At 72.1% G+C, this 22,995-nt stretch carries 18 protein-coding genes; 2 read left to right on the forward strand and 16 right to left on the reverse strand.

All coding sequences use genetic code 11. The features are described from left to right. Positions 1 to 170 precede the first annotated feature (170 nt). From AB5J49_RS37870 to AB5J49_RS37885, 4 genes are all read right to left on the reverse strand, one after another. Complete coding sequence (locus tag AB5J49_RS37870; protein WP_369173367.1) at positions 171 to 2,855, reverse strand: SpoIIE family protein phosphatase; 2,685 nt, start codon at positions 2,853 to 2,855, stop codon at positions 171 to 173. A 148-nt stretch (positions 2,856 to 3,003) separates the two neighbouring features. Continuing rightward, complete coding sequence (locus AB5J49_RS37875; RefSeq protein ID WP_369173368.1) at positions 3,004 to 4,140, reverse strand: PP2C family protein-serine/threonine phosphatase; 1,137 nt, start codon at positions 4,138 to 4,140, stop codon at positions 3,004 to 3,006. A gap of 122 nt (positions 4,141 to 4,262) precedes the next feature. Then, a complete protein-coding gene (locus AB5J49_RS37880) occupies positions 4,263 to 5,021 on the reverse strand; it encodes an IclR family transcriptional regulator (RefSeq protein ID WP_369173369.1) in 759 nt (252 codons plus the stop codon). A 70-nt stretch (positions 5,022 to 5,091) separates the two neighbouring features. Next, on the reverse strand, positions 5,092 to 7,158 hold the full coding sequence (locus AB5J49_RS37885; RefSeq protein ID WP_369173370.1) for a SpoIIE family protein phosphatase: 2,067 nt from the start codon (positions 7,156 to 7,158) through the stop codon (positions 5,092 to 5,094). Positions 7,159 to 7,390: 232 nt separating this feature from the next. Between AB5J49_RS37885 and AB5J49_RS37890 the strand changes: the two genes are divergently transcribed. Beyond that, a complete protein-coding gene (locus AB5J49_RS37890; RefSeq protein ID WP_369173371.1) occupies positions 7,391 to 9,871 on the forward strand; it encodes a SpoIIE family protein phosphatase in 2,481 nt (826 codons plus the stop codon). A gap of 30 nt (positions 9,872 to 9,901) precedes the next feature. Here AB5J49_RS37890 and AB5J49_RS37895 read toward each other — a convergent pair whose 3' ends face one another. The 9 genes from AB5J49_RS37895 to AB5J49_RS37935 all read right to left on the reverse strand — a co-directional run bounded on the left by AB5J49_RS37895 (position 9,902) and on the right by AB5J49_RS37935 (position 18,304). Then, a complete protein-coding gene (locus AB5J49_RS37895; RefSeq protein WP_369173372.1) occupies positions 9,902 to 10,549 on the reverse strand; it encodes a CoA transferase subunit B in 648 nt (215 codons plus the stop codon). Continuing rightward, on the reverse strand, positions 10,549 to 11,304 hold the full coding sequence (locus tag AB5J49_RS37900; RefSeq protein ID WP_369173373.1) for a CoA transferase subunit A: 756 nt from the start codon (positions 11,302 to 11,304) through the stop codon (positions 10,549 to 10,551). Before AB5J49_RS37900 ends, AB5J49_RS37895 begins: the two co-directional genes overlap by 1 nt. Before the next feature lie 34 nt (positions 11,305 to 11,338). Further along, the gene (locus tag AB5J49_RS37905; RefSeq protein ID WP_369173374.1) at positions 11,339 to 12,082 is read right to left on the reverse strand and encodes an SDR family NAD(P)-dependent oxidoreductase; all 744 of its coding nucleotides are present in this window, start codon (positions 12,080 to 12,082) and stop codon (positions 11,339 to 11,341) included. After that, positions 12,079 to 13,005, reverse strand: coding sequence for a fumarylacetoacetate hydrolase family protein (locus AB5J49_RS37910; RefSeq protein WP_369173375.1), 927 nt, complete (start codon positions 13,003 to 13,005; stop codon positions 12,079 to 12,081). Before AB5J49_RS37910 ends, AB5J49_RS37905 begins: the two co-directional genes overlap by 4 nt. A gap of 13 nt (positions 13,006 to 13,018) precedes the next feature. After that, positions 13,019 to 13,957, reverse strand: a complete 939-nt coding sequence (locus AB5J49_RS37915; protein ID WP_369173376.1) for a VOC family protein — start codon at positions 13,955 to 13,957, stop codon at positions 13,019 to 13,021. Positions 13,958 to 13,969: 12 nt separating this feature from the next. Further along, entirely contained in the window at positions 13,970 to 14,983 is a 1,014-nt protein-coding gene (locus tag AB5J49_RS37920; RefSeq protein ID WP_369173377.1) for an amidohydrolase family protein, read from the reverse strand. Further along, positions 14,980 to 16,116 (reverse strand): FAD-dependent oxidoreductase, encoded by a 1,137-nt coding sequence (locus AB5J49_RS37925; protein ID WP_369173378.1) that lies wholly within the window; start codon positions 16,114 to 16,116, stop codon positions 14,980 to 14,982. The genes AB5J49_RS37920 and AB5J49_RS37925 overlap by 4 nt, the downstream gene beginning before the upstream one ends. A 248-nt stretch (positions 16,117 to 16,364) precedes the next feature. After that, positions 16,365 to 17,327, reverse strand: a complete 963-nt coding sequence (locus tag AB5J49_RS37930; RefSeq protein ID WP_369173379.1) for a cyclase family protein — start codon at positions 17,325 to 17,327, stop codon at positions 16,365 to 16,367. Continuing rightward, the gene (locus AB5J49_RS37935) at positions 17,324 to 18,304 is read right to left on the reverse strand and encodes a fumarylacetoacetate hydrolase family protein (protein WP_369173380.1); all 981 of its coding nucleotides are present in this window, start codon (positions 18,302 to 18,304) and stop codon (positions 17,324 to 17,326) included. The genes AB5J49_RS37930 and AB5J49_RS37935 overlap by 4 nt, the downstream gene beginning before the upstream one ends. Before the next feature lie 120 nt (positions 18,305 to 18,424). Here AB5J49_RS37935 and AB5J49_RS37940 point away from each other — a divergent pair, with 120 nt between their 5' ends. Next, a complete protein-coding gene (locus AB5J49_RS37940) occupies positions 18,425 to 19,336 on the forward strand; it encodes a LysR family transcriptional regulator (RefSeq protein ID WP_369173381.1) in 912 nt (303 codons plus the stop codon). 51 nt (positions 19,337 to 19,387) lie between these two features. Here AB5J49_RS37940 and AB5J49_RS37945 read toward each other — a convergent pair whose 3' ends face one another. From AB5J49_RS37945 to AB5J49_RS37955, 3 genes are all read right to left on the reverse strand, one after another. After that, on the reverse strand, positions 19,388 to 20,017 hold the full coding sequence (locus tag AB5J49_RS37945) for a LysE family translocator (RefSeq protein ID WP_369173382.1): 630 nt from the start codon (positions 20,015 to 20,017) through the stop codon (positions 19,388 to 19,390). After that, positions 20,011 to 21,039 (reverse strand): diaminopropionate ammonia-lyase, encoded by a 1,029-nt coding sequence (locus AB5J49_RS37950; RefSeq protein ID WP_369175392.1) that lies wholly within the window; start codon positions 21,037 to 21,039, stop codon positions 20,011 to 20,013. The genes AB5J49_RS37945 and AB5J49_RS37950 overlap by 7 nt, the downstream gene beginning before the upstream one ends. 173 nt (positions 21,040 to 21,212) lie before the next feature. Further along, on the reverse strand, positions 21,213 to 22,994 hold the full coding sequence (locus AB5J49_RS37955; RefSeq protein WP_369173383.1) for a hypothetical protein: 1,782 nt from the start codon (positions 22,992 to 22,994) through the stop codon (positions 21,213 to 21,215). Position 22,995 lies beyond the last annotated feature (1 nt).

The raw sequence follows: 22,995 nt of genomic DNA on the forward strand, positions 1-22,995 counted from the left end.
GGGCATACGAGACCGTCCATGTCCGTAATTTCGAACGGAGTTCGTGATTCCGATCGTGATTGGGACAGAAGATAAGAGTGCGCCATGCCTGCGTCAACGGTTTCGTCACACGCGCTTTGCAAACCGCGTGCGGACGCACACCTGAGCGCCCCCGAGTCCTGAGCCCTGGGTCAGGTGGGTGCCGGTCCCTGAGCCAGTGGCTGTTCCGTCCAGATCACCTTGCCCTCCGCGGTGTACCGCGTGCCCCACCGTTCGGCGAACTGCGCCACCAGGAACAGGCCCCGGCCGCCCTCGTCCGTCGTGGCCGCGCTGCGCAGATGCGGGGCGGTGCTGCTGCCGTCGGCGACCTCGCAGATCAGGGCGCGGTCGCGGATCAGGCGGACGTGGATGGGGCCGGTGGCGTGACGCAGGGCGTTCGTGACCAGCTCGCTGAGGATCAGCTCCGTCGTGAACGCCTCCTCCGCCAGCCCCCAGTCGTCCAGCGTCCTGGTGGCCGCCGCCCGGACCCGGGCCACGGCCGCGGGGTCGTCCGGGACGTCCCAGGACGCGGTGCGGTCGGCGGCGAGCATCCGCGTCCGCGCGACGACGAGGGCGACGTCGTCGCGCGGCCGCTCGGGCAGCAGGGTCTCCAGTACCGCCTTGCACGTGTCCTCCGGCGTCCGGCCGTGCGTCGGCGGCGCCGCGGCGAGCGCCCCGCGCAGCAGCTCCAGCCCCTCGTCGATGTCCCGCCTCTGGTCCTCGACCAGCCCGTCCGTGTACAGCACGAGACCGCTGCCCTCGGACAGGCGCAGCTCGGTCGCCTCGAAGGGCAGGCTGCCGCCCAGGCCCAGCGGGGGCCCGCCCGGGACGGCGGGGAACTCGACGCGGCCGTCGGGGTGGACGAGGGCCGGTTCGAGGTGGCCGGCGCGGGAGAGGGTGCACAGCCCGGAGGTCGGGTCGTACACGGCGTACAGGCAGGTGGCCCCGGTGACCGGCGCGGCCTCGCCGTCGCCCTCGTCCTGGTCGATACGGGCCACCAGCTCGTCCAGATGGCCGAGGAGTTCGTCGGGCGGCAGGTCCAGGGTGGAGAAGTTGTGGACCGCCGTACGCAGCCGTCCCATCGTGGCCGCCGCGTGCAGCCCGTGTCCCACGACGTCCCCGACGACCAGCGCCACCCTCGCGCCCGGCAGCGGGATGACGTCGAACCAGTCCCCGCCGACCCCGCCCTGCGCCGCGTGCGCGGGCAGATAGCGGTAGGCGACGTCGAGGCCGCTCTGGGCGGGCAGGGCCCGGGGCAGCAGGCTGCGCTGGAGCGTGACCGACAGGGTGTGCTCGCGGGTGTAGCGGCGGGCGTTGTCGATGCTGACGGCGGCGCGGGCCACCAGCTCCTCGGCCACCGAGACATCGTCCTGCTCGAAGGGCTCGGGCCGGTCGGCGCGCCAGAAGGTGGCCATGCCCATGATGACGCCGCGGGCGCGCAACGGGACCGTGAGCATCGCGTGGATCCCGAAATCCACGAGACCGCGGGCGTTCTCGGGATCCTGCTCCTGCCAGCCGGAGAAGGCGGGCATGTCCGCCTCCAGCACGGTCTGGCCGGTGCCGAAGCCGAAGGCCTGCGGGGTGGCCGGGGCGAAGTGGATCAGCTTCCCGATCGGATAGAGCGGGCTGCCCTCCCGCACGCCGCTGAACGCGACCCGGCGCATGTCGGTGCGGCCCAGCTTCGGCTCCCCGCCGCGCAGCACCGGATCCGCCAGGTCGATGCTGACGAAGTCGGCGAACCGCGGCACCGCGAAGTCGGCCAGCTCCTGCGAGGTGCGCGTGACGTCGAGGGTGGTGCCGATCTCCAGCCCCGCGTCGTACAGCAGCTTCAGCCGCTCCTGCGCCACGTCCGCCCTGCCGGTCATCGTCCGCAGCTCGGTGGTGTCCCGCAGCGTGGCCACGCTGCCGGGCGGCCCGCCGGCCCGGTCGGTCGACCGCTGGCTGACGGCCAGCAGCCGGCCCCGCGCCAGGTGCACCTCGTCGGTGGCGTCCCGCCCGGAGGCGAACAGTGCGGCCAGGTCGCTTCCGATGCCGAGGTCGAGGCAGAGCCGCCCTTCCGCGTCGGCGGCCAGCCCGAGCAGCCGGCGCGCCTCGTCGTTCGCCAGCGCCAGCCGCCGCCGGCCGTCCAGGATCAGCACACCCTCCCGTACGGAGTGCAGGACGGCGTCGTGATGCTCGTACATCCGCGTCATCTCGGCGGGCCCCAGCCCGTGCGTCTGCCGCAGCAGCCGCCGGCTGACCAGCGCGGTCCCGCCGGTGGCGAGGGCGAACGCGGCCACCGCCGAGCCGAGCAGCACCGGGAGCTGGTGGTCCACGACCCCGCCCACGCTGGCCAGCGTCACCCCGGCGGCCACCAGGCCGACGACCTCGCCGTCGCCGTCGGTCACGGGGACCACGGCCCGCACGGACGGGCCCAGGGTTCCGGTGTACGTCTCCCGGACGACCCCGCCCGCCGCGGCCGGTGCGATGGTGCCGACGAAGTGCTTGCCGATCCGGTCGGGGTTGGGGTGCGTGTAGCGGATCCCGTCCTTGGTCATCACGACGATGAAGTCCACGCCGGTCGCCTCGCGCGCCGCCTCGGCACGCGGCTGGAGCAGCGCGGTCGGATCAGGATCGGCCAGGGCCTCGACGACGCCCGGTGCGTTCGCGAAGGCCTCGGCCACGGCGAGGGACCTGTTGCGGGCCTCCCGCTCGGTGTCGTTGCGGACCTGCAGCACCAGGGCCGCCACCGCGGCGGCGATGAGGAGCAGCACGATCGCCGCCTGCAGCACGAAGACCTGCCGGGCGACGGTGCGCGCGCTCAACAGGGAGCGCAGGCGGCCGAGGTTTCCGGCCATGCCTCTTTTCTAACACGGGGCGCTCCGCCGGGAGAGCCGTGAGGTGGTGCCGGGTTCCTGCCGTCGTTCGTCTGCCGCGCCGTCGTGGCTGGTCGCGCCCGCGCGGCGGAGCCGCATATCGACAGAGCCTCGTGTCCCTCGGGTATCTCTAATGGCGGCACGATTCGATGCGCCCGGCGTCGGACGTCGCCGGGACCGCCGGCGGCTCGGGGGCGACAGGGATGCGGAGCAGCAGCAGGGCCGCGTCGTCGTGCAGTCGGCCGCCCACGTGGGCCAGCAGTTCGTCGTGGAGTGCGGTGACCGTGCGTGCCGGCTCCTCGGACGTGTGCCGTGCCAGCCCCTCGGCGAGCGGGTAGAAGTCACGGACGTGGTTGCGGGCCTCGGTGACGCCGTCGGTGTAGAGCAGCAGCTGGTCCCCGTCGGCGAAGGGCAGCACCTGCAGTGCGGGGGTCTCGCCGGAGAGGGTGCGCAGCCCGAGGGGCGGTGCCGGGAGGTCCGGCTCGACCGGCACGACGACACCGTCGCGGACCAGCAGCGGCGGCGCGTGACCGCAGTTGACCACTTCCAGCTGGCCCGCCCGCGGGTACCCGGCGACCACGGCGGTGACGAAGTCGTCGCTGCCCAGGTTGCGGGCCAGGCTCCGCTCGATCCGTGCGACGACGGCGAGGAGATCGGGCTCGTCGTAGGCGGCCTCGCGGAAGACACCGAGCACCAGAGCGGCCGTCCCCACGGCCGGCAGCCCCTTGCCGCGTACGTCGCCGACGATCAGCCTGACCCCGTAGGGCGTGGACACGAGCGCGTAGAGGTCACCGCCGATCCGGGCCTCCGCCGCGGCCGCGCTGTAGCGGACGGCCACCTGGAACGGTCCCACCGTCGCCGGTACGGGCTGCAGCAGGGCGTGCTGGGCGGCCTCGGCGACGGAGCGGACGGCCGCCAGCACCCGCTCGCGCCGCCCGCGCAGCGCACTGGCCAGACCACTCGCCAGGGTGACGGCCATCAGGGCGGCCAGCACGACCGCCAGCTCGCGGGCCTGTCCGCCGTCACGGATCCCGAGGGTCGCGCCCAGGGCGGCGGCGAGCAGCCCGATGCAGAGGACTCCGCGCGGCCCGTTCGTGGTCGCGGCGAGCGCCGGACCCACGGCGAGCAGCGGCACCGAGGTCATCCCCGACCCGCAGATGAGATCGACGATCACGATGGCGAAGACGATCAGGATCGGCAGTACGGGCGTGGCGGCGACCAGTCGCCTCGGCGCGTGGTCACGAGCGTGGTGCGGGGCCTTGCTCATGTCTTGTCGGCTGTCCTCACCTGTGTGCGCGGGCATGCACCCGTGTGTGCGGGTATCCGCCCAGGAAATGTCCGTTTCGTCTAGGAAATAGGTTCGGCGCGGGCGGGACAAGGACAGCATTTTCAGATAGTGAGCGAGAGGCCTCTCGTCACGCGGCTCGCAGCCGGGAGCAGCCGCGCAGTGATCTCCTCCAGACGGGAGCGCCGATCGGCCCGCAGCGAGACACCGAGTGAGCCGAGGGTGTTCCCGCTGTACACCGGCACCGCGACGCAGACCGTGCCGAGGGCGTACTCCTCCAGGTCCGTGACCGCCGGAGCCATCGGCGAGGAGTCGAGCCGCCGGAGCAGTTCCGGTCTGTCGGTGATCGTCCTGGGGGTGAGGTCGGCGAGCGAATGCCGGGACAGGTAGTCCTTGCGCGCCTCGTCGTCCAGCTCGCGCAGGACGGACTTGCCCAGCGCGGTGGCGTGTCCGGCGTCCTCGAACCCCACCCACAGATCGACGCGGGGAGTGCGGGGGCCGTCGACGATCTCGGCGACCCGGATCTCCCCTTCCTCGTAGAAGGTGAGGTAGGCGGCGGTCGACAGCTCGTCCCGCAGCGCGGCGAGCGTGGGGCGGATCCGGCTGAGCAGCGCCTGCGCCCGGCCCGTCGTGTGCAGCATCTGGAGCCGCTCGCCCAGGATGAACCCGCCGTCGTCGAGCTTGCGGACGTACCCGTCGTGGACCAGCGTCCGCAGCAGGTGGTAGGCGGTGGCCAGGGGCAGGCCCGTCTCGCGTGCCAGCTGCTTCGCCGGCGCGCCGTTCTCGTGCGCGCTGACCGCCTCCAGCAGGCGGAAGGCCCGCTGGACGGAGTTGATCAGCGTCGGGCCGTCATGAGCACCCATACGAACAGGGTGCGCCGGGCTTACCGCGCGGGCAAGGCGGGCGTGAGCGACGGGACCCGGGGCGCCGGCTCTACAGCACCCGCGCGACGAGAAGGGCGACGTCGTCGTGGTCGTCGGGATGGCGCAGGCCGTACAGCAGGAGGTCGCAGGTCTCCTCAAGGGGCCGGTGAGGTTCGTCGAGGAAACCGAGCAGGACGTTCAGACGCTCGTCGATGGGGTGGAGCCGGGTCTCGACGAGGCCGTCGGTGTACAGGACCAGCAGATCGCCGGGGTCGAGGTCGACCGTGGTCGCCTCGAAGGGGATGCCGCCGACGCCCAGGGGGGCTCCCGTGGGCAGTTCCAGCAGTTCGGGGGCGCGGCCGGGGCGGGCCAGCGCGGGCGGCATGTGTCCCGCGTTGGCGATCTGGCACTGCTTCGTGCGGGGGTCGTACACCGCATAGAGACAGGTGACGATGTAGTGCTCCAGATCGCAGGTGATCTTGTCCAGGTGCTGGAGCACGGCGCCGGGATCGAGGTCGAGGTCCGCGTAGGCGCAGGTGGCGGTGCGCAGCCGGCCCATGGTGGCGGCGGCGTCGATGCCGTTGCCCATGACGTCGCCGACGACCAGGGCGGTCTTGTCGTCGGTCAGCGGGATGACGTCGTACCAGTCGCCGCCGACCTCGCTGGTGGCCTGGGCGGGCTGGTAGCGGGAGGCGAGCTCCAGGCCGGTGTGGTGCGGCGGATGGTCGGGCAGCAGGCTGCGCTGGAGGGTGAGCGCGGTGTTGCGCACGCTCTGGAACCAGCGGGCGTTGTCGATGGCCACGGCGGCCCGGCTGGCCAGCTCACCGGCGAGGACGACGTCGTCCTGGTCGAACGGCACCGGGTTGCGGGTGCGCTTGAGATCGAGGGCGCCCAGCACCTCCCCGTGGGCGATCAACGGCACGGCGAGATACGAGTGGACGCCGGCGCGGGCCAGCAGGGAGGTGGCCTCGTCGTCCCGGGCGATGCGCCGCAGGTCGTGCTCGCCGACATGGCGCACCAGCACCGGCCGGGCGGTGTGGACGCACAGGGTGACGAGGCGGTCGCCGTCGTAGGCGGCGAGGTCACCGGGCGGGTCGGCGGCACGCAGGGCCACGCTGGGGTAGGCCGCCTTCAGGGCGAGGGCACGGAAGAGTTCGGGACCGTTGTCCGGTTTGCGCATCCGGCGGCAGGCCAGGGCGGAGTCCAGGACGTCCACGGCGACCACGTCGGCCAGCTCGGGGGCGGCGATGTCGGCCAGTTCGCGGGCCGTCCGTTCCACCTCCAGGGTGGTGCCGACCCGGGTGGAGGCGTCGGCGACCAGGGCCAGACGCCGCCGGGCCCGGTCGGCCTCGGCGGCCGCGCGGTGCCGCTCGGTGACGTCGACGAACGAGATGGCCGCGCCCAGGACCCGCCCGCTGGAGTCGTCCAGCCGGTAGAAGGACAGGGACCAGGCGTGCTCGTGGTCGGGGTCGGCCGGAGGCCGGCCCACGTGGTACTGGTCGAGCAGCGGGGTGCCCGTGGTGAGCACCTGACGCAGGGCGGACTCGATGGTGTCGATGTCGGGCAGCGGCAGGGTCTCGCGCAGCCGACGGCCGACGTGGTCCTCGGCCGGCGTGGCGTCGATGCGCTCCAGTGCCGGGTTGACCAGCAGGTAGTGCAGGTCGGGGTCGAGGAGCGCGATCCCGATCGGGGACTGGTTGATCAGCCGCTCGCACAGCGCCAGGTCGGTCTCCACGCGCTGGAGCAGCGAGTGGTCGGCCGCGATCCCCAGGGCGTACACGTCCCCGAGATCGTCCAGGAGCCGCATGTTGCGGAACTCCGTGAGGACGGTGCTGCCGTCCTTGTGCCGCACGGGGAAGGCGCCGGCCCAGCTCCGGCCGGTCTTCAGCACCTCGGCGAACAGTTTCGCGACGGCCGGCAGGTGCTCGGGGTGGATGAACAGCCGCGCCGCGTAGGTGCCGAGAGCCTCCTCGGAGGTGTAGCCGAAGAGATCCTCGGCCTGCGGGGTCCAGAACACGATGCGCCCGTCGGCGTCGACCACCACCGCGGCCACGCTCAGGACATCCAGCAGGCCGGTCGGCCGGGGCGGCTCGGGGCCGTACCCGCCACCGTCGGACTCGAAGGATTCGGCGCTCATCCCAGCTCCTCCGCCACAGGCCGGCAGAGACTGCCGGCCTCCGTCACAGCCGGGTACCACGACTGAGCCGGCCGGCACCTCCATGCTCCCTCCACCCCGCCGTCATGCCCAGCCCGGGCGCGCCGGCAGGCTCTCGGCACCGGACCGGGTGCCGTCGCCCCGTGCACATCGGGCGGACAAGCAGGAACATGGTCGTGTGAGGACGGGACCCATGGACGCTGCGTGAGGACCCATGGATGCTCCGCGAGAAGAACCGGACGCGCGCACGTCCACGGGAGCGCGCGCCCTCCTCGACGCGTCCTCCGACGCGGCGGCGGTGGTGTCCGGACGCGGTGTCGTGCTCGGCTGGACCCGGGCCGCGGAGGAACTCCTCGGCCACCCGGCGGCAGAGATCGTCGGCGGCCCGGCCGCACGACTGCTGGCGATGCCCGGTGATCCGGTGCGGGTGGCCGGTGTCGTGGCACGCTGCCGGGCCGGCATGGGGTGGAGCGGCCTCATCCCCGTACGGCGGCGCGACGGCCGCCGTATCGAAGTGGACCTGCGCGTCTCCGCGTCCTTCCGGATCGGCGCGGACGAGTGCTTTCTGCTCTCGGCGCGGGAGCGGCGGCAGCAGTGGGAGGTGGGCCAGTCCGTCCTCGACGGCTTCCTGACCCGCTCGCCGGTCGGCATGGCCGTGATGGACACGCAGCTGCGCTACGTCTGGCTGAACGACACCCTGGAACGTTTCGGCGGTGTGCCCCGTGAGCAGCGGCTCGGCCGTCGGCTGAGCGAACTGCTGCCCGGGCTGCAGGCGGAGACCATCGAGGCGCTGATGCGCAAGGTCCTCGACACCGGCGTCCCGGTCACCGACTACGAGTACGTGGGCTGGAGTTGGGCCGATCCGCACCGCCGGCACGCCTACTCCACCTCCTTCTTCCCCCTCGTGGACGCTGCCGACTCGGTCACCGGGGTCTGCTACATGGTCTCGGACGTCACCGAGCGGTGGACCGCCCGCCAGCTGTTGTCGCTGGTCAACGAGGCCGGCACGCGCATCGGTACGACGCTGGACGTACTGCGGACGGCTCAGGAGCTCGCCGACTTCGCCGTGCCCCGGTTCGCGGACTTCGTCGTCGTGGACCTGCTGGAGCCGGTGCTCAGCACCGAGGGGCACGGGGCGTGGCTCACCGACGCGGGGCCGGCACCCGCCAAGCCGGTCATGCGCCGGGCCGGAATGAACTCGGTGCGCGAGGGCTGCCCCGAGGCGGTGGCGCAGATCGGGGACCGGGTCGACTTCGTGCCCCCGCCGCACGACGCGCATCTGATCGTCGACGGCGATCCGATCCTCATCCCGGTCCTCGACCCGTCGGACGAGCTGTGGGCCACCGAACAGCCCGAGCGGGCCGCCAGCATGCGCGAGTTCGGCCTGCACTCCCTCATCTCCGTGCCGATGCGGGCGCGGAACGCCGCCCTGGGCCTCACCACGTTCATACGGTCGCTCAATCCCGTCTCCTTCCAGCCCGACGACGTCCTGGTCGCCCGGGAGCTGGTGGCCCGAGCGGCGCTGTGCGTCGACAACGCCCGCCGCTACACCCGGGAACACACGGCGGCGGTCACCCTGCAGCGCAGTCTGCTGCCGCAGGCCCTGACGGGCGGTACGGCGCTGGAGGTGGCCTCCTCCTATCTGCCGGCGGACCCGTCGGGCGGAGTCGGCGGCGACTGGTTCGACGTGATCCCGCTGTCCGGCGCCCGGGTGGGCCTCGTCGTCGGCGACGTGGTCGGCCACGGCATCACCGCGGCGGCGACCATGGGCCGGCTGCGCACCGCCGTACAGACCCTCGCCGACATGGAGATGCCGCCCGACGAACTGCTGGCCCACCTCGACGACCTCGTGCTGCGCCTGAGCGAGGAGCATCCCGACGGCGAGGCGGCCGGTGCGGCCGAGACGGCCCACCGGAGCACCTCCGCCTTCCTCGGCGCGACCTGTCTGTACGCCGTCTACGACCCGGTCACCAGACGCTGCACGATGGCCCGCGCCGGACACCCGCCCCCGGTCGTCGTCGCACCCGACGGGCAGGTCTCCTTCCCGGAGCCCCCGGCCGGGCCGCCGCTCGGGCTGGGCGGGATCGCGTTCGAGTCCTGCGAGATCGAGCTCGCCGAGAACAGCCTGCTCGGCCTTTACACCGACGGCCTCGTCGAGGCTGCCGACCGCGACATGGAACGGGGCATGGCCCGGCTCGGCGACCTGCTGTCCCGGTACGACCTCGACCTCGACGCCCTGTGCTCGTCCGCGGTGCGCCGGCTCGTACCCGTGCCGCAACCCGACGACATCGCCCTTCTCCTGACGCGCACGCACGCCCTGGGCCCCGAGCACGTCGTCTCCTGGGAGGTGCCCGTGGACCCGGCCGCCGTCGCCGACATCCGGGCCCGGGCGACCCGCCAGGTGGAGGCCTGGGGCTTCGGGGAACTGGCCATGACGACGGAGCTGATCGTGAGCGAGCTGGTCACCAACGCGATCCGCTACGCCGACCCTCCCATCCGCCTACGACTGCTCCGCGACTCCCGCCTGACCTGCGAGGTCTCCGACGCGAGCAGCACCGCCCCGCGGCTGCGGCACGCCCGGAGCATGGACGAGGGCGGCCGCGGCCTGTTCCTGGTGGCCCAGCTCACCCATCGCTGGGGCGCCCGCTACACGGCCGACGGAAAGATCATCTGGGCCGAGCAGGAGATCCCGTAGGCGCACTGATCGCCTCGGACGAGGAGGACATCACCATGCCGAATTCCGGTTCGGCAGGAGCGGTGCCCCGGTCCGCGCCGCGATCTCGTCCACGGTGACCCCGGGAGCGGTCTCGACCAGTGCCAGACCGTCCGGCGTGACATCGAGGACGCCGAGGTCGGTGATGACGCGGTGGACGCAGCGTTCGCCGGTGAGCGGCAGGGTGCACTCCTCGACGAGCTTGGCGGAGCCGTCCTTGGCGGTGTGCTCCATCAGCACGACGACGCGGCGGGCGCCGTGGACCAGGTCCATCGCGCCGCCCATCCCCTTGACCATCTTCCCGGGGATCATCCAGTTGGCCAGGTCGCCGCGTGCCGACACCTGCATGGCGCCGAGCACGGCGGTGTCGATGTGCCCGCCGCGGATCATGCCGAAGGAAAGGGCCGAGTCGAAGAAGGAGGCCCCCGGCAGGACGGTGACGGTCTCCTTGCCGGCGTTGATGAGGTCCGGGTCGACCTGGTCGGCCATCGGGTAGGGGCCGGTGCCGAGGATGCCGTTCTCGGAGTGCAGGACGACATGGACGCCGGGTGGCAGGTGGTCCGGGATGAGTGTGGGCAGGCCGATGCCGAGGTTGACGTAGGAGCCGTCGGTGAGTTCGGCGGCCGCGCGGGCGGCCATCTGGTCGCGGGTCCAGGTCATCAGGAACGTACCGTTTCCTTCTCGATGTGCTTGTCGGCTGCCTCTTCGGGCGTCAGCCGCACGATTCGCTGGACGAAGATCCCGGGCAGATGAACCTCGTCGGGGCCGAGTTCACCCGGCTCCACCAGCTCCTCCACCTCGGCGACGGTGACCCGTCCGGCCATCGCCGCGAGCGGGTTGAAGTTGGCCGACGCCTTGCGGAACAGCAGGTTGCCGTGGCGGTCGCCGCGCCAGGCCCGGACGAGCGCGAAGTCCGCGGTGATGGCGTGCTCCAGGACGTGCGGGCGGCCGTCGAAGGCGCGGATCTCCTTGGCCGGGGACGCCACCGCCACCGATCCGTCGGGCGCGTACCGCCACGGCAGCCCCCCGTTCGCGACCTGGGTGCCGACCCCGGCCGGTGTGAAGAACGCCGGAATGCCCGCGCCGCCCGCGCGCAGTCGCTCGGCCAGCGTGCCCTGCGGCACGAGTTCCACCTCCAGTTCCCCGGACAGGTACTGGCGGGCGAACTCCTTGTTCTCGCCCACGTAGGAGCCGGTGACCCGGGCGATCCGGCCCGCCGCGAGCAGCACGCCCAGGCCTCGCCCGTCCACGCCGCAGTTGTTCGACACGACCTTCAGGCCGGTCGCGCCCTGTGCGTGCAACGCCTCGACGAGGACCGCCGGGATGCCGCTGAGGCCGAAGCCGCCGACGGCCAGCGACGCGCCGTCGGGGATGTCGGCGACCGCCTCGGCGGCGCTCTCACAGACCTTGTTCACACACGTGCCTTTCTGGGTGTGACGGGGTGACGGCTCACGAACGCACCGCGTCCGAGAGGGACTTGACGCCTCCGTGCGCGGTGAGACCTCCGTCCACGGGGATGTCGGCGCCGGTGATGAAGGACGCCTCGGCGCAGAGCAGGAACACCACGAGCGGGGTGATCTCGTCGACGGTGCCGGTGCGGCCGAGCGGCGTCTCGCGGATGTTCGCCTCACGGAAGGCGGGGGCCGCCGAGGCGGTCATCTCCGTCTCGATGTAGCCGGGGTGGATGGTGTTGACGCGGATGCCGCGCGGGCCGAGTTCGGTCGCCGCCGCCTTCGACAGGCCCCGCAGCGCCCACTTGCTGGCCGTGTAGGCCACGGGGTAGTGGCCGGTGAGCGCGGCCGTCGAGCCGACGTTGACGATGGACGAGCCCGGCGTCATCAGCGGGGCGAGGTGCTGGATGCCGAGCAGCGGGCCGGTGACGTTGACGGAGTGGACGCGGTCGAAGTCCTCCGGGCGCACGTCGCCGAGGCGGGCGCGCCAGGTGATGCCCGCGTTGTTGACCAGGCCGTGGACACCGCCGTACGACTCCCGTAGCTCCGCGGCGAGTTCGGACCACTCCTTGTCGCTGGTGACGTCGAGGCGGCGGCAGCCGGGGGTGTCCGTCACGTCGGTGGCGATCACCCGGGCGCCCTCGCGGGTCAGCGCCGCGGCCTCGGCGGCGCCCTGGCCGCGCGCCGCACCCGTGACCACGACGACCTTGCCGAGGAGCCTCTTGGGATGCAGGTCGCTCACGGCCGCTCCCGGGGCCGACGTCGGGCGACCGGCACCGGCACCGGATCAGCGCCCGCCACCACGGTGTTGGACACGGAACCGATGCCCTCCACGGTGAGCGTGACCGTGTCGCCGGGCTTCAGCGGCGCCGGGTCCTGCCGGCCGCGCACGCCCCACAGCTCGGCCAGACAGCCGCCGTTGCCGCAGGTGCCGGAGCCGAGCACGTCCCCGGGACGTACCCATGTGCCGCGCGAGGCGTAGGCCACCATCTCCTCGAAGGTCCAGCTCATGTTGGACAGCAGGTCCTCGCCGACCACCTCGCCGTTCACCGAGGCGGTGAGCGCCAGACGCAGGAAACCGTCGGCGTCCCGGTACGGCTCCAGCTCGTCGGCGGTCACGAGGTACGGGCCGAGGGTGGTGGCGGTGTCCTTGCCCTTGCAGGGGCCGAGGCCCACCTTCATCTCCGCCGACTGCAGATCGCGGGCGGACCAGTCGTTGAAGACCGTGTAGCCGACGATGTGGTCGCGGGCCTGCTCGGGCGTGAGGTCGCGGCCCGCTCGGCCGATCACGGCGGCGACCTCCAGCTCGAAGTCGAGCACGGCCGACCCCGGCGGCATCGGGATGTCGTCGTGCGGGCCGTACACCGCGTAGGGGTTGGCGAAGTAGAAGGTCGGGGCGGCGTACCACCGCTCCGGCACCCCGGCGGCCCCGTCCACGGAGCGCCGTACGCCCTCCACGTGCTCCTCGAAGGTGACGAAGTCCCGGACGGTCGGCGGCTCCAGCGGCGGCAGCAGGCGTACGTCCGACAGCGGGACGGCGTCCCCCACCGGGCGGGTGCCGACGGCGTTCAGGGGTGAGGTGCCGTCCGGCAGAGCCCGGACGACGGTGCCCTCCACGACTCCGCACCGACGGCGTCCCTCGTACAGGTAAGTGGCGATGCGCAATGGTCGGCGCCCCTTACACCGGCGGGGCGACGAAGACGCCCCGGTCGGGGTCGTTGAAGGACTCCTTGGTGACCAGTTCGTTCATGGGGTTGGCGGTGCCCCACTGGTCGGTGACCTCGGGCTTGGAGAAGTCGTAGACGTGGGGGTGCCAGGTGTCCTCGTCGAGGAGTTCCAGCTCGGTGGTGTATTCGACGGTGTTGCCGTGCGGGTCGAGGAAGTAGGTGAAGGTGTTGTCGCCCGCCATGTGCCGGCCCGGGCCCCAGATCTTCTTGAAGCCGGCGCGCATCACCCGGCCGGAGCCGCGCATGTACTCGTCGATCCCGCGCATCTCGAAGGAGATGTGGTGCAGGGAGGTGTGCGGGCCCTTGGCGATGGCCATGGAGTGGTGCTGGTTGCTGATCCGCATGAAGTGCATGACGTCGCCGATGTGCGGATGGCCGAGCGTGTCGGAGAGGCGGAAGCCGAGGTGGGTCTCGTACCACTCGCGGGTCTTGTCCAGGTCCGGTGAGTTGAGGACGACGTGCGACAGCTTGACCGGGATCGACTCCTTCTCCTCGATCTTGCGGTGCCGGCGCACCTCGACGTCCGCCGAGACCTCGATGGTGCGGCCGTCGACGTCGAAGAAGCGGAAGCCGTAGCCGCCGCCGGGGGTGTCGACCTTGCCCGGCTGGGAGATCAACTGCACGCCCTGGGCGAGGAGTTGCTCGGCGAGGGCGTCCACGTCCGCCGCGCTCCCGGCGCCGTAGGAGACCAGGTCGAGGCGCTTCTCGTCGGCCTTGCGCAGCCGTACGACGTACTGCTCGGGGCTGCCCTCGGCGGCCAGGAAGGAGATGCCGGAGTCCTCGGCGACCTTGGTCAGGCCCCAGACGCCGGAGTAGAAGTCGAGCTGCTTGTCGTAGTCGGGTACGGCGAGGTCGACGTGGCGCAGGTGGGTGAGCAGGCGGTTGCTCATGGGGGTTCCTCCTCAGGCGAGGTTGAGCAGGGCGGCGGCGTTGCCGCCCCGCACCGCGTGGAAGTCGTGGTCGGGCAGGTCGGCTGCGCGCAGGGCGTCCAGCGGGTCGTCGGTGCCCATGTCGAAGGGGAAGTCGGAGCCGAGCAGGACGCGGTCGGCGCCGGCGACGCGGACCAACTCCCGCAGGACGTGCGGGTCGTGGACGAGGGAGTCGAAGTACAGCTGCTTCAGATAGCTGCTCGGCTCCCGGGAGCAGGCCCGGGCGTCGGGGCGGGCCCGCCAGGCGTGGTCGGAGCGGCCGATGTGGGTGGGGAGGTAGCCGCCACCGTGCGCGGCCAGCAGCTTCAGGCCCGGATGGCGGTCCAGGGCGCCGGAGAAGATCAGGTGGGAGAGGGCGACGGCGTTCTCGGTGGGCTGGCCGACCGTGTTGGACAGGTACCACCGGTCCAGGCGCTCGTCGAGCGTGCAGCCGAACGGGTGCAGGAAGACGACGGCGCCGGTCTCCTCCGCGCGTGCCCAGAAGGGCGCGAGCCGCGGGTCGGACAGCTCCACTTCCCGTGCGCCGCCCGGCCCGGGGGCGTGCGAGGACATCTCCACCCCCCTCAGCCCCTGTTGCAGCGCGTGGTCGAGCAGGGTGACGGCGAGGTCGGGGTGCTGGAGGGGGACCATGCCGAGGCCGTGCAGTCGGTCGGGGGCCTTGGCGCAGTGCGCGGCGGTGCCCTCGTTGGCCAACCGGCAGATCCGGTCGGCCAGTTGAGGATCGGCCCAGTAGTGGTAGTGGCCGGGCGAGGGGCTCACCAGCTGTACGTCCACCTCGGACTCGTCCATCGCCGCCAGGCGCACGTCGACGTTCGTCAGCTTCGGCACCCGCGCGCCCACCATGGGCCCGTTCACCGCGAGGGCCGCCGGCCCGTTGCGGCGGGCGTCGAGGTTGCGGGCCTCGGCCAGTCCGGGGCGACCGGCGACGGCCTCCTCGATCTCCGGGAGCAGGAGGTGCGCGTGCACGTCCACGGTGGGTGCCTTCACGGGTGCTCCTTGAGCAGGTTCATGGTGCGGCCGATCAGCCCGGGGACGTCGGCGTCGCGCACGCCGTCCAGCTGCCACCGGCCGATCTGCACGGACGCCTCGACGACGGCCCGCACCCGGGGGATGCGGCGCTCGTAGTAGGCCTGGAACAGCTCGTCGTCCCAGTCCCGGCCGCTCGTGAGCAGCTCGGCGAGCACGAGCGCGTCCTCCAGGGACATGGCCGCGCCCTGGGCGAGCGTGGGCGGGCAGCAGTGGGCGGCGTCGCCGACGAGGACGACCCGGCCGCGGTGCCAGGAACCCTCGACCAGCATCCGGGTGAACCAGGTGTAGTTGACCTGCTTCGGGTCGGTGATGTGCTGGGTGATCTCCGGCCAGGCCCCGCCGTACGCCTGCGCCAGGCGGCGCATCTCGTCGGCGTGGCCGGCCGGGTCGACGGAGGCGCGGTCGCGGCACCCTTCGACGAGGAACGCGTAGAGGGTGTCCTCGCCGGTGGGGGTGTAGCCCGCGATGTAGGCCGGTCCGCCGTAGGCGAGGTCGGAGCGCGTCACGCTCTCGGGCCGTGGGGCGGCGATGCGCCAGATGCCCATGCCGGTCGGTTCGGGCTTGTCGGTGATGCCGATCGCGGCGCGGGTGGCGGAGTTGAGGCCGTCGGCGGCGACGACCAGGTCGTAGCGGCTCTCGGTGCCGTCGCTGAAGCGGACACGGACGCCCTCGGCGTCCTGTTCCAGGGACTCGGCGGTGGTGCCCAGGCGCACCGTGGCGCCGCAGGCGCGGACCGCGTCGATGAGGATCTGCTGGAGCCGGGGCCGCTGCATGCCGAGGGTGGCGGGCAGGTCGTCGCCGCCGGTCCTGATGTCCTCGGCGATGTGCAGCACCGTGCCGTCGGGGGCGGTGATACCGAGCGTGCCGAAGGAGAATCCGGAGGCCTCCGCCTGTTCCCACAGGCCCAGTTCACGCAGCACCCGCAGGGCGTTGCCCTGGAGGGTGATGCCGGAGCCGGTGGTGGCGTTCCAGTCGGGCCTGGCCTCGATCAGGTCGACGGTGAGGCCGGCGCGGCGCAGCAGGAGGGTGACGGCGTTGCCGGAGGCGCCCCCGCCTATGACGAGGACGGAACTGGTGGGGCGGTCAGCCATGTCGGGGGTACCTCCCGATCTCGGGCCGCGCGACTTCGGGCGGCGGGGTGCGGCTCGCCCGCGGGGAGTGCGGGCCAGAGGTGGGGACGGGGGTGGGGACGAGGGCGGGTGCGGGTGCGGGTGCGGGTGCGAGTGCGGGGGCGGGGGCGGGGGCGGGGTGCGGGCCGGATGTGCCGTTGCCGTTGCCGTTGCCGTTGTCGTCGGCTGTCGGGGGGAGGGAGAGGTCGGTGTGTCCGGCGGCCGGGCGGCTACTTGACGGCGACGGGGTTGACGGGGGAGCCGACGGCTCCGGTGATGGGCAGCGGCGCGGCGGTCAGCCAGAACTCGTACACGCCGTCCGCCGCGCAGTCCTCGGCGAGCGACTCCGGGTCCCACATCTCGCCGATCAGCAGCCCCATGTTGGGGATGACGACCTGGTGCAACGGCTGGAACGCGTGCTCGAACTCGTTGGGCCGCACCTCGAACCCCCACGTGTCGGTGGCGACCGCGGCGATCTCGGTACGGTGCAGCCAGCCCGCCGTGGTGAAAGACAGCCCCGGCGCGGCCCCGCCGGCGTACTCGCCCCAGCCGTCGCGGCGTACCCGGGCCAGCTGCCCGGTCCGTACGACGACGATGTCACCGCGTCCGACGGCCACCCCGTGGGCTTCGGCGGTCGCGGTCAGATGCTCCTCGGTGACGGCGAACCCGTCGGGCAGCTCACCGGCCTCCCCGACGACCCGGCCCACGTCCAGCAGCACGCCACGCCCGGCGACGTACGGCGCCATGTGCTCGATGCCGGTGACGAGGTCGCCGTCGGAGGTGACGACCTTCTCGGCCGCTCGCCCGTTCCAGGCGTTGCCGTGGTCGAAGATGTGCCCGAGCCCGTCCCACTGCGTGGAGCACTGCAACGGCATCGCGATCACGTCGTCGGCGCCGCCGATGCCGTGCGGGAAGCCCTGGTTGCCGAGGGCCGCGTCGGTGCCGGTGTCGAGCATCGTGTGCACGGGGTTGGTGCGCCGGCGCCAGCCCTTCTGCGGCCCGTTCATGTCGAACCGCTGCGACAGCGAGAAGCTCACGCCCCGCCGTACGAGGGCGGCGCCCGCCCGGCGCTTGGCCTCGTCGAGGAAGTTGAGGGTGCCGAGCACGTCGTCCTCGCCCCAGCGCCCCCAGTTGGAGTACGCCTTGGCGGCCTCGGCGATCGCGCCCTCCGGGTCGTGCCGGTCCAGGCTCATGACGTCTCCTCCACACAGCGCGTGCGCTGCGCGCCCAGACCGGTGATCGCCCCCTCCATGACGTCGCCGTCGCGCAGCAGCCGCCCCCAGTGGATGCCGTTGCCGGCCGGGCTGCCGGTCAACACCAGGTCTCCGGGCAGGAGCCGGGCGGTCTGCGAGATGTACGACACCAGCCGCGCGATGCCGAAGAGCATGTCCTTGGTGGACTCGTCCTGCATGGTGTCGCCGTTGAGCTTGAGGGTGACCCGCAGATCACCGGGATCGGCGATCGACTCGGCCGGTACCAGCCACGGGCCGAGCGGGGTGAAGCCCGGGGCGTTCTTGCAGCGCAGCCAGTCGGTGCCGATGGCCTTCATGTCCCGGCGGAAGACGGTGGCGCGATCGGTGAGGTCGTTGGCGATCGTGTACCCGGCGACGTACTCCATGGCCTCCTCGACGGAGACCCGGTAAGCGGGCTTGGCGATGACGGCCGCCAACTCCAGCTCCCAGTCCGGCTGTTCGGCCCAGGAAGGGAGTGCGACGTCGTCGTACGGTCCGGCGATGGTGCTCGGTAGGCCGATGAAGACATACGGCAGGTCCTCGGCGGCCCGCCGGTCCATGACCGCGGCGATCTCGGCCCGCGCCTCCTCGACCGTGCGCGGGTCGTCGGGGGAGCGGTGGGCGACCTCCAGGTCGATCACGTGCTGCCGGTAGTTGGCGCCGGACTGGAAGATCTGCCGGGGGTCGACCGGGGCGTGCACCCGCAGGCCCGCCAGCGGCCGCCACTCCCGGGAGTCGTCGTCCGCCAGGGCGCGCAGCAGGGGGAGCGTGTCCTCCCACCGCTCCAGTACGGCACGCACGTCGGACGGTGCCGGGTCCAGGGCGCCGCTCAGGTCGAGCACCCGGTCCTCGGCCAGGAGACCGGGGAACGGATCCCCGTCCGGGGTGGAGAACGTGCCGAGCGCGAACGGGCCGGCAGGTTGCACGAGTGTGACCATCAGATTTCCTCCTGCTGGGGTGCGGTCTACTCTGACCTCGATCGGCGAATCACGGAAATCAATCCTGTGGATGCGTCGAATCCACGACATGGATGGCTTTCGCTTGCTAGGTGGTGCCCGGTGAACCTGTCCCGACTCGACCTCAACCTGGTCGTCGCGCTGCGCGCGCTGCTGGAGGAGCGCAACGTCACCCGCGCCGGCGAGCGCATCGGTCTGAGCCAGCCCGCCATGAGCGCGGCGCTGTCCCGGCTACGCCGGCATTTCGACGACGAATTGCTCGCCCGGAGCGGGAACTCCTACGAACTGACGCCGCTCGGCGTCGCGTTGCGGGACCGCAGCGCCACCGCGTGCGACCTGCTGGAGCGCGTCTTCGCCAGCCAGGCCGAGTTCGACCCCGCCGCCGAGACCCGCGAGTTCACGCTGCTCGCCTCGGACTACGGCGCGGCCGTGTTCGGCGCCGCGCTCGCCCGCGCCGTGCACCACGAGGCGCCCGGCATCCGGCTCACCTTCCAGCACCCGGCGCCCTCCGTCCAGGAGAACACCGCCGCCCTGCTGAGCACCGTCGACGGACTGCTGATGCCGCACGGCGTCATCGACGGCTTCCCCGCCGTCGACCTCTACCAGGACCGCTGGCTGTGCATGATCGCCGACGACCACCCCGAGGTGGGCGACGCACTCACCCTCGACCACCTGGCCCGCCTGCCCTGGGTCGTCTACCAGCGGCCCTACGACGCCCCGGCCGCCCGCCAGTTGAGCATGCTCGGCATCAGCCCTCATGTGGAGGTCTCCGTCCAGACCTTCCAACTGCTGCCGTTCATGATCGAGGGCACCCGTCGGGTCGCGATGATCCAGGAGCGGCTCGCCCGCAGGGCGGTGCGCTCGGCGGCGGTGCGTGTTCTGCCCTGTCCTTTCGAGGCCGTGCCGGTACAGGTGGCGCTGTGGTGGCACCCGCTGCACGCGCAGGACGCGGCACATATCTGGCTGCGGCAGAAGGCGGCGGAGGTCGGGGCGACGTTGCTGGAGGAGAGCTGACGGGGGGAGAACGGATGGGGGAGGGCTGCTGCCAGGCAGTCGGAGCGCGGATCAGCCGGAGGCGGTCGACACGGCGATGCCGAAGCCGAGCAGTACGACGCCTGTGGTCCGCCTGAGCGCACGGTGGACCCGTGGCTTGTGCAGGACGGGACCGGCCTTGGACAGCAGGAGGACGTAGCCGCCCAGCCAGGTGAGGGTGAGAGCGGTGTGGAGGAGGACGAGGAGCGTCATGGCCACGGCAGGGGGCACGTGGGGCGGGGCCGGCGTGGGGAGCAGTCCGGTGTAGAAGACGGCGATCTTCGGATTGAGGACGTTGCTGATCAGGCCGGTCCGCCAGGGACTCCCGACGCTCCCGACGCCGGAGGGCCCGGTGTCGGTCCGGTGCGTGGGTGCGGCGGGGCGGTTCTGCCACAGTGCCTGCGCCCCGAGGAGTACGAGATAGCAGGCGCCCAGGAGCTTGAGCACCAGGTACGCCCTCGGCGAGGCTGCCGTCATGGCCGCGAGTCCGGCCACGCTCGTCGCGCCCCAGACGATCAGCCCGGCCGCGATCCCGCCCACGGTACGCAGCGCGTCCCCGGGACCGGCCATGAGGGCACGGCGGGTCACCACGGCCATGTCCGGCCCGGGCGCGACGGTCAGCAGGCCGAGCACACCGACCGCGGCCGCGAGATGGGTCAGCATGCGGCGGGGCGCGGGTCGGCGTTCGTGCCCTCGGTGCTCAGCAGGACGACCACCGAGGTGGCGTCGAGCCCCATTGCCGTACGGCGCTCTTCGGAGCCCGGGCCGCTCAGCACCGCCCGCAGACCGGCGAGTGCGGCCGCCCCGCAGGGACCCGAGGAGACCCCGAGCTCGGCGAGGCGGGCGGCCGCACGGGCGCTGTCGTCGTCCGTGACGGCAACGGCCGCGTCCAGCCCGCCGCGCAGATAGGGCCAGGCGATGCTGGAGGGGGTACCGCAGTTCAGGCCGGCCATGGTGGTCTCGCCGGTGGTGACGCTGACGGGCTCGCCGCGGGTGAGGCTTTGGAGGACGCAGGCCGCGGCCGCCGGTTCCACCGACAACAGCGCCGGAGCCCGCCCGGCGGGGCGGCTGCGGTAGTGCGTGACGACGGCCTGGGCCAGCGAGCCCACGCCCACCGGTACGGCGACGAGGCCGGGCCCCTTGCCGGCCCCCACGGCCGCCAACTGCTCGTCGATCTCGGCGCAGAGCGTGGAGTAGCCCTCGACGATCCACCCCGGGATCTGCTCATAGCCCGGCCAGGAGGTGTCCTGGACCAGGACCGTGTCGGGCGCCGCAGCCGCCCGGGCCGCCCGGCGTACGGCCTCGTCGTACGGCCCCGAGACCTCGATCACCTCCGCCTGTTCGGCGGCGATGGCCGCGACGGCCCGCCGATGCACACCCTGCGGGACGAAGACACGGGCGCGCTGCCCGAGCATGCGGGCCATGCGGGCCACCGCCCGGCCGTGGTTGCCGTCGGTGGCGGTCACCAGGGTGACCGGGCCCGGCCCCTGGCCGCTCGTGGCCCGCTGGGCAAGAGCGCGGTGCACCGCCCAGGACGCACCCAGCGCCTTGAACGCGGGCAGCCCCAGACGGCACGACTCGTCCTTGACGAAGACTCGGCCGACCTCCAAATCCGCTGCGAGGGGCGGGAGTTCGGTGAGCGGAGTGGGTGAGTAGCCGGGACACCGACGAAAGTGTCCTAGCAGCACCGACGAAACGGGCTCATCGTGATCACGATGAGCCCGTTTTGGTGTGCCTGGGCAGGCCAGGCGCCGTGTGATGGTGCTTACACGCATGACTGCCCGGCGGCTGGCGAGCCGCCGGGCAGTCGACCTTTGTGGTTGTTGATCTTTAGCGGGCTATTGAAGTGTGGGCAGTCTCACTCATCGGGCTCGGTCTTTTCTGGCCCAGTGACGTAGCCCTTGGGGGTCCAGGTGCCCAGTGGCTTGGTCTTGCGGCGGCGGGTGGGCCGACGATGGGGTCGGTCGCCGTGGAGGGCGATGGCGTTCGCCCAGGCGGTGAGTTTGCGGCGGTTGGCGTGGGCGAGTTGGAAGGCCAGCAGGAGGGTCTGGGCGGCGATGCCGCGGATGCGGCGGGTCCCGGCGTCTTCGAGGCGTTCGTAGAGGCGGTCCTTGGCGTAACCGTTGATCCCTTCGACGCTGTTACGAAGGCGGAAGTAGACGCGCTGCCAGGCTGCGGAGCCGTACTGGAGGGGTTGCCAGAGGTTGGCGCCGGATTCTGGCGGGACTGTGACGGTCTTCTGGCTGCAGCATGGGGGTGAGCCCGCGGGGCTGGGGGCGGGGTCGATGAGGGGCAGGTGGATGCCGCGTCCGAGGGTGTGCTTCTTGAGGGGGCACTGGGCGCGGCCTGCTTGGGCGGGGCACATCACGCGACGGTGGCCCTCGGCGTCGGGGCGCTGCTTGGGCGTGAAGAGGTAGGCGGCACGGGCGCGGATGCGGTTGATCCAGGTCTGCTTGTCGATCTTCTCGTTGATCAGGTCCTTGGTGGCGTTCTTGAGCTCGTCGGGCATGGAGGGGCAGTACCAGTTGCCCTCGACGAGTTCGGCGCCAGCGAAGCCGGCCTGCACGCCGAGCTGGTCCTTGGCGTAGTCGTAGACGGGCTCGTAGCCCATGGCGCGGATGGGGAGCTGGAAGCTCTCCGGTTTCTGGCCGTTGTAGGCGCGGTCGCCGGCCAGGTAGCCGCGCGGGAGGCTGTCGTCGATCTGCTGGAGGGCTTCGACGGCCACCTGCCCAGGCCGGTGGCTGGGCTTTTCGACGGAGAAGGCGATGACCAGGGCGGGGACGACGTCGGGGTTCGCCGAGCCGTCGGGCAGCGGGACGCCGTCGTGGTCGGGGTCGCGGGCGATGACGAGGGAGGCGTCGTAGCCGTACAGGCGCTTCTTGATGCGGTCCGCCTTCTTCTGGAGCTTGGCGCCGTTCTTGTCCTGCTGGGCGGGGGCGAGGTCGTCGAGCGCGAGGGGGTCCTTGTGCTTGGTGGTGCGGACGTACCAGGCGGCGTCGGGGTCGGTGGAGGTGACCAGGCTGTCGGAGGCGAGGCCCTTGGCGTATGTGCCGATGACGATTGCGTCCACGCAGACCGAGCCGTCCCAGTGGCCTTCGAGGAGGGGCAGGGCCTCGCGCAGGGACATGGCCAGGATCATGTTGGTCACGCGGAGCATGAGCGTGCGCCGACGGGCGAGCTCGGCCGGGTCGGCCTGCGCCAGGAGTTTCTCGGCGTGGCGGCGTGCCAGGCGGTGGTTCTTGGGCAGCGGTGACGGGTCGATGGCGTCGAGGACGCTGTGGATGCGGCGGGGGACGACGGCGTAGGCGGACTCGAAGCCGCGGTCGTGGTCGGGATAGTGGCGCAGGCCGAGCTGTTGGCGCATCTCGTCGGAGAGCGCGAAGTACAGCAGGTTGGTGACACGGGTGAAGAGGATGACGCCGCGATCGCGGGCAGCGGTCAGGCACATGCCGACGAGGAGGGCCTTGACCGGGAGGGTGCAGGGGCTGCCCGTCCGGCGGGAGACGAGCGGTTCGATCTCCTTGACCAGGCCGGAGCCGGCCACTTGGTCGATGATTTTCATGACCTCGCGGTCGGGGACGGGGACGCGCTGGGAGCGCAGGCGGGCGATGTGGGCGTGGCGGGCGAGACTGCGGTTCACC

It is taken from the genome of Streptomyces sp. R28, from assembly GCF_041052385.1.
GTDB lineage: Bacteria > Actinomycetota > Actinomycetes > Streptomycetales > Streptomycetaceae > Streptomyces.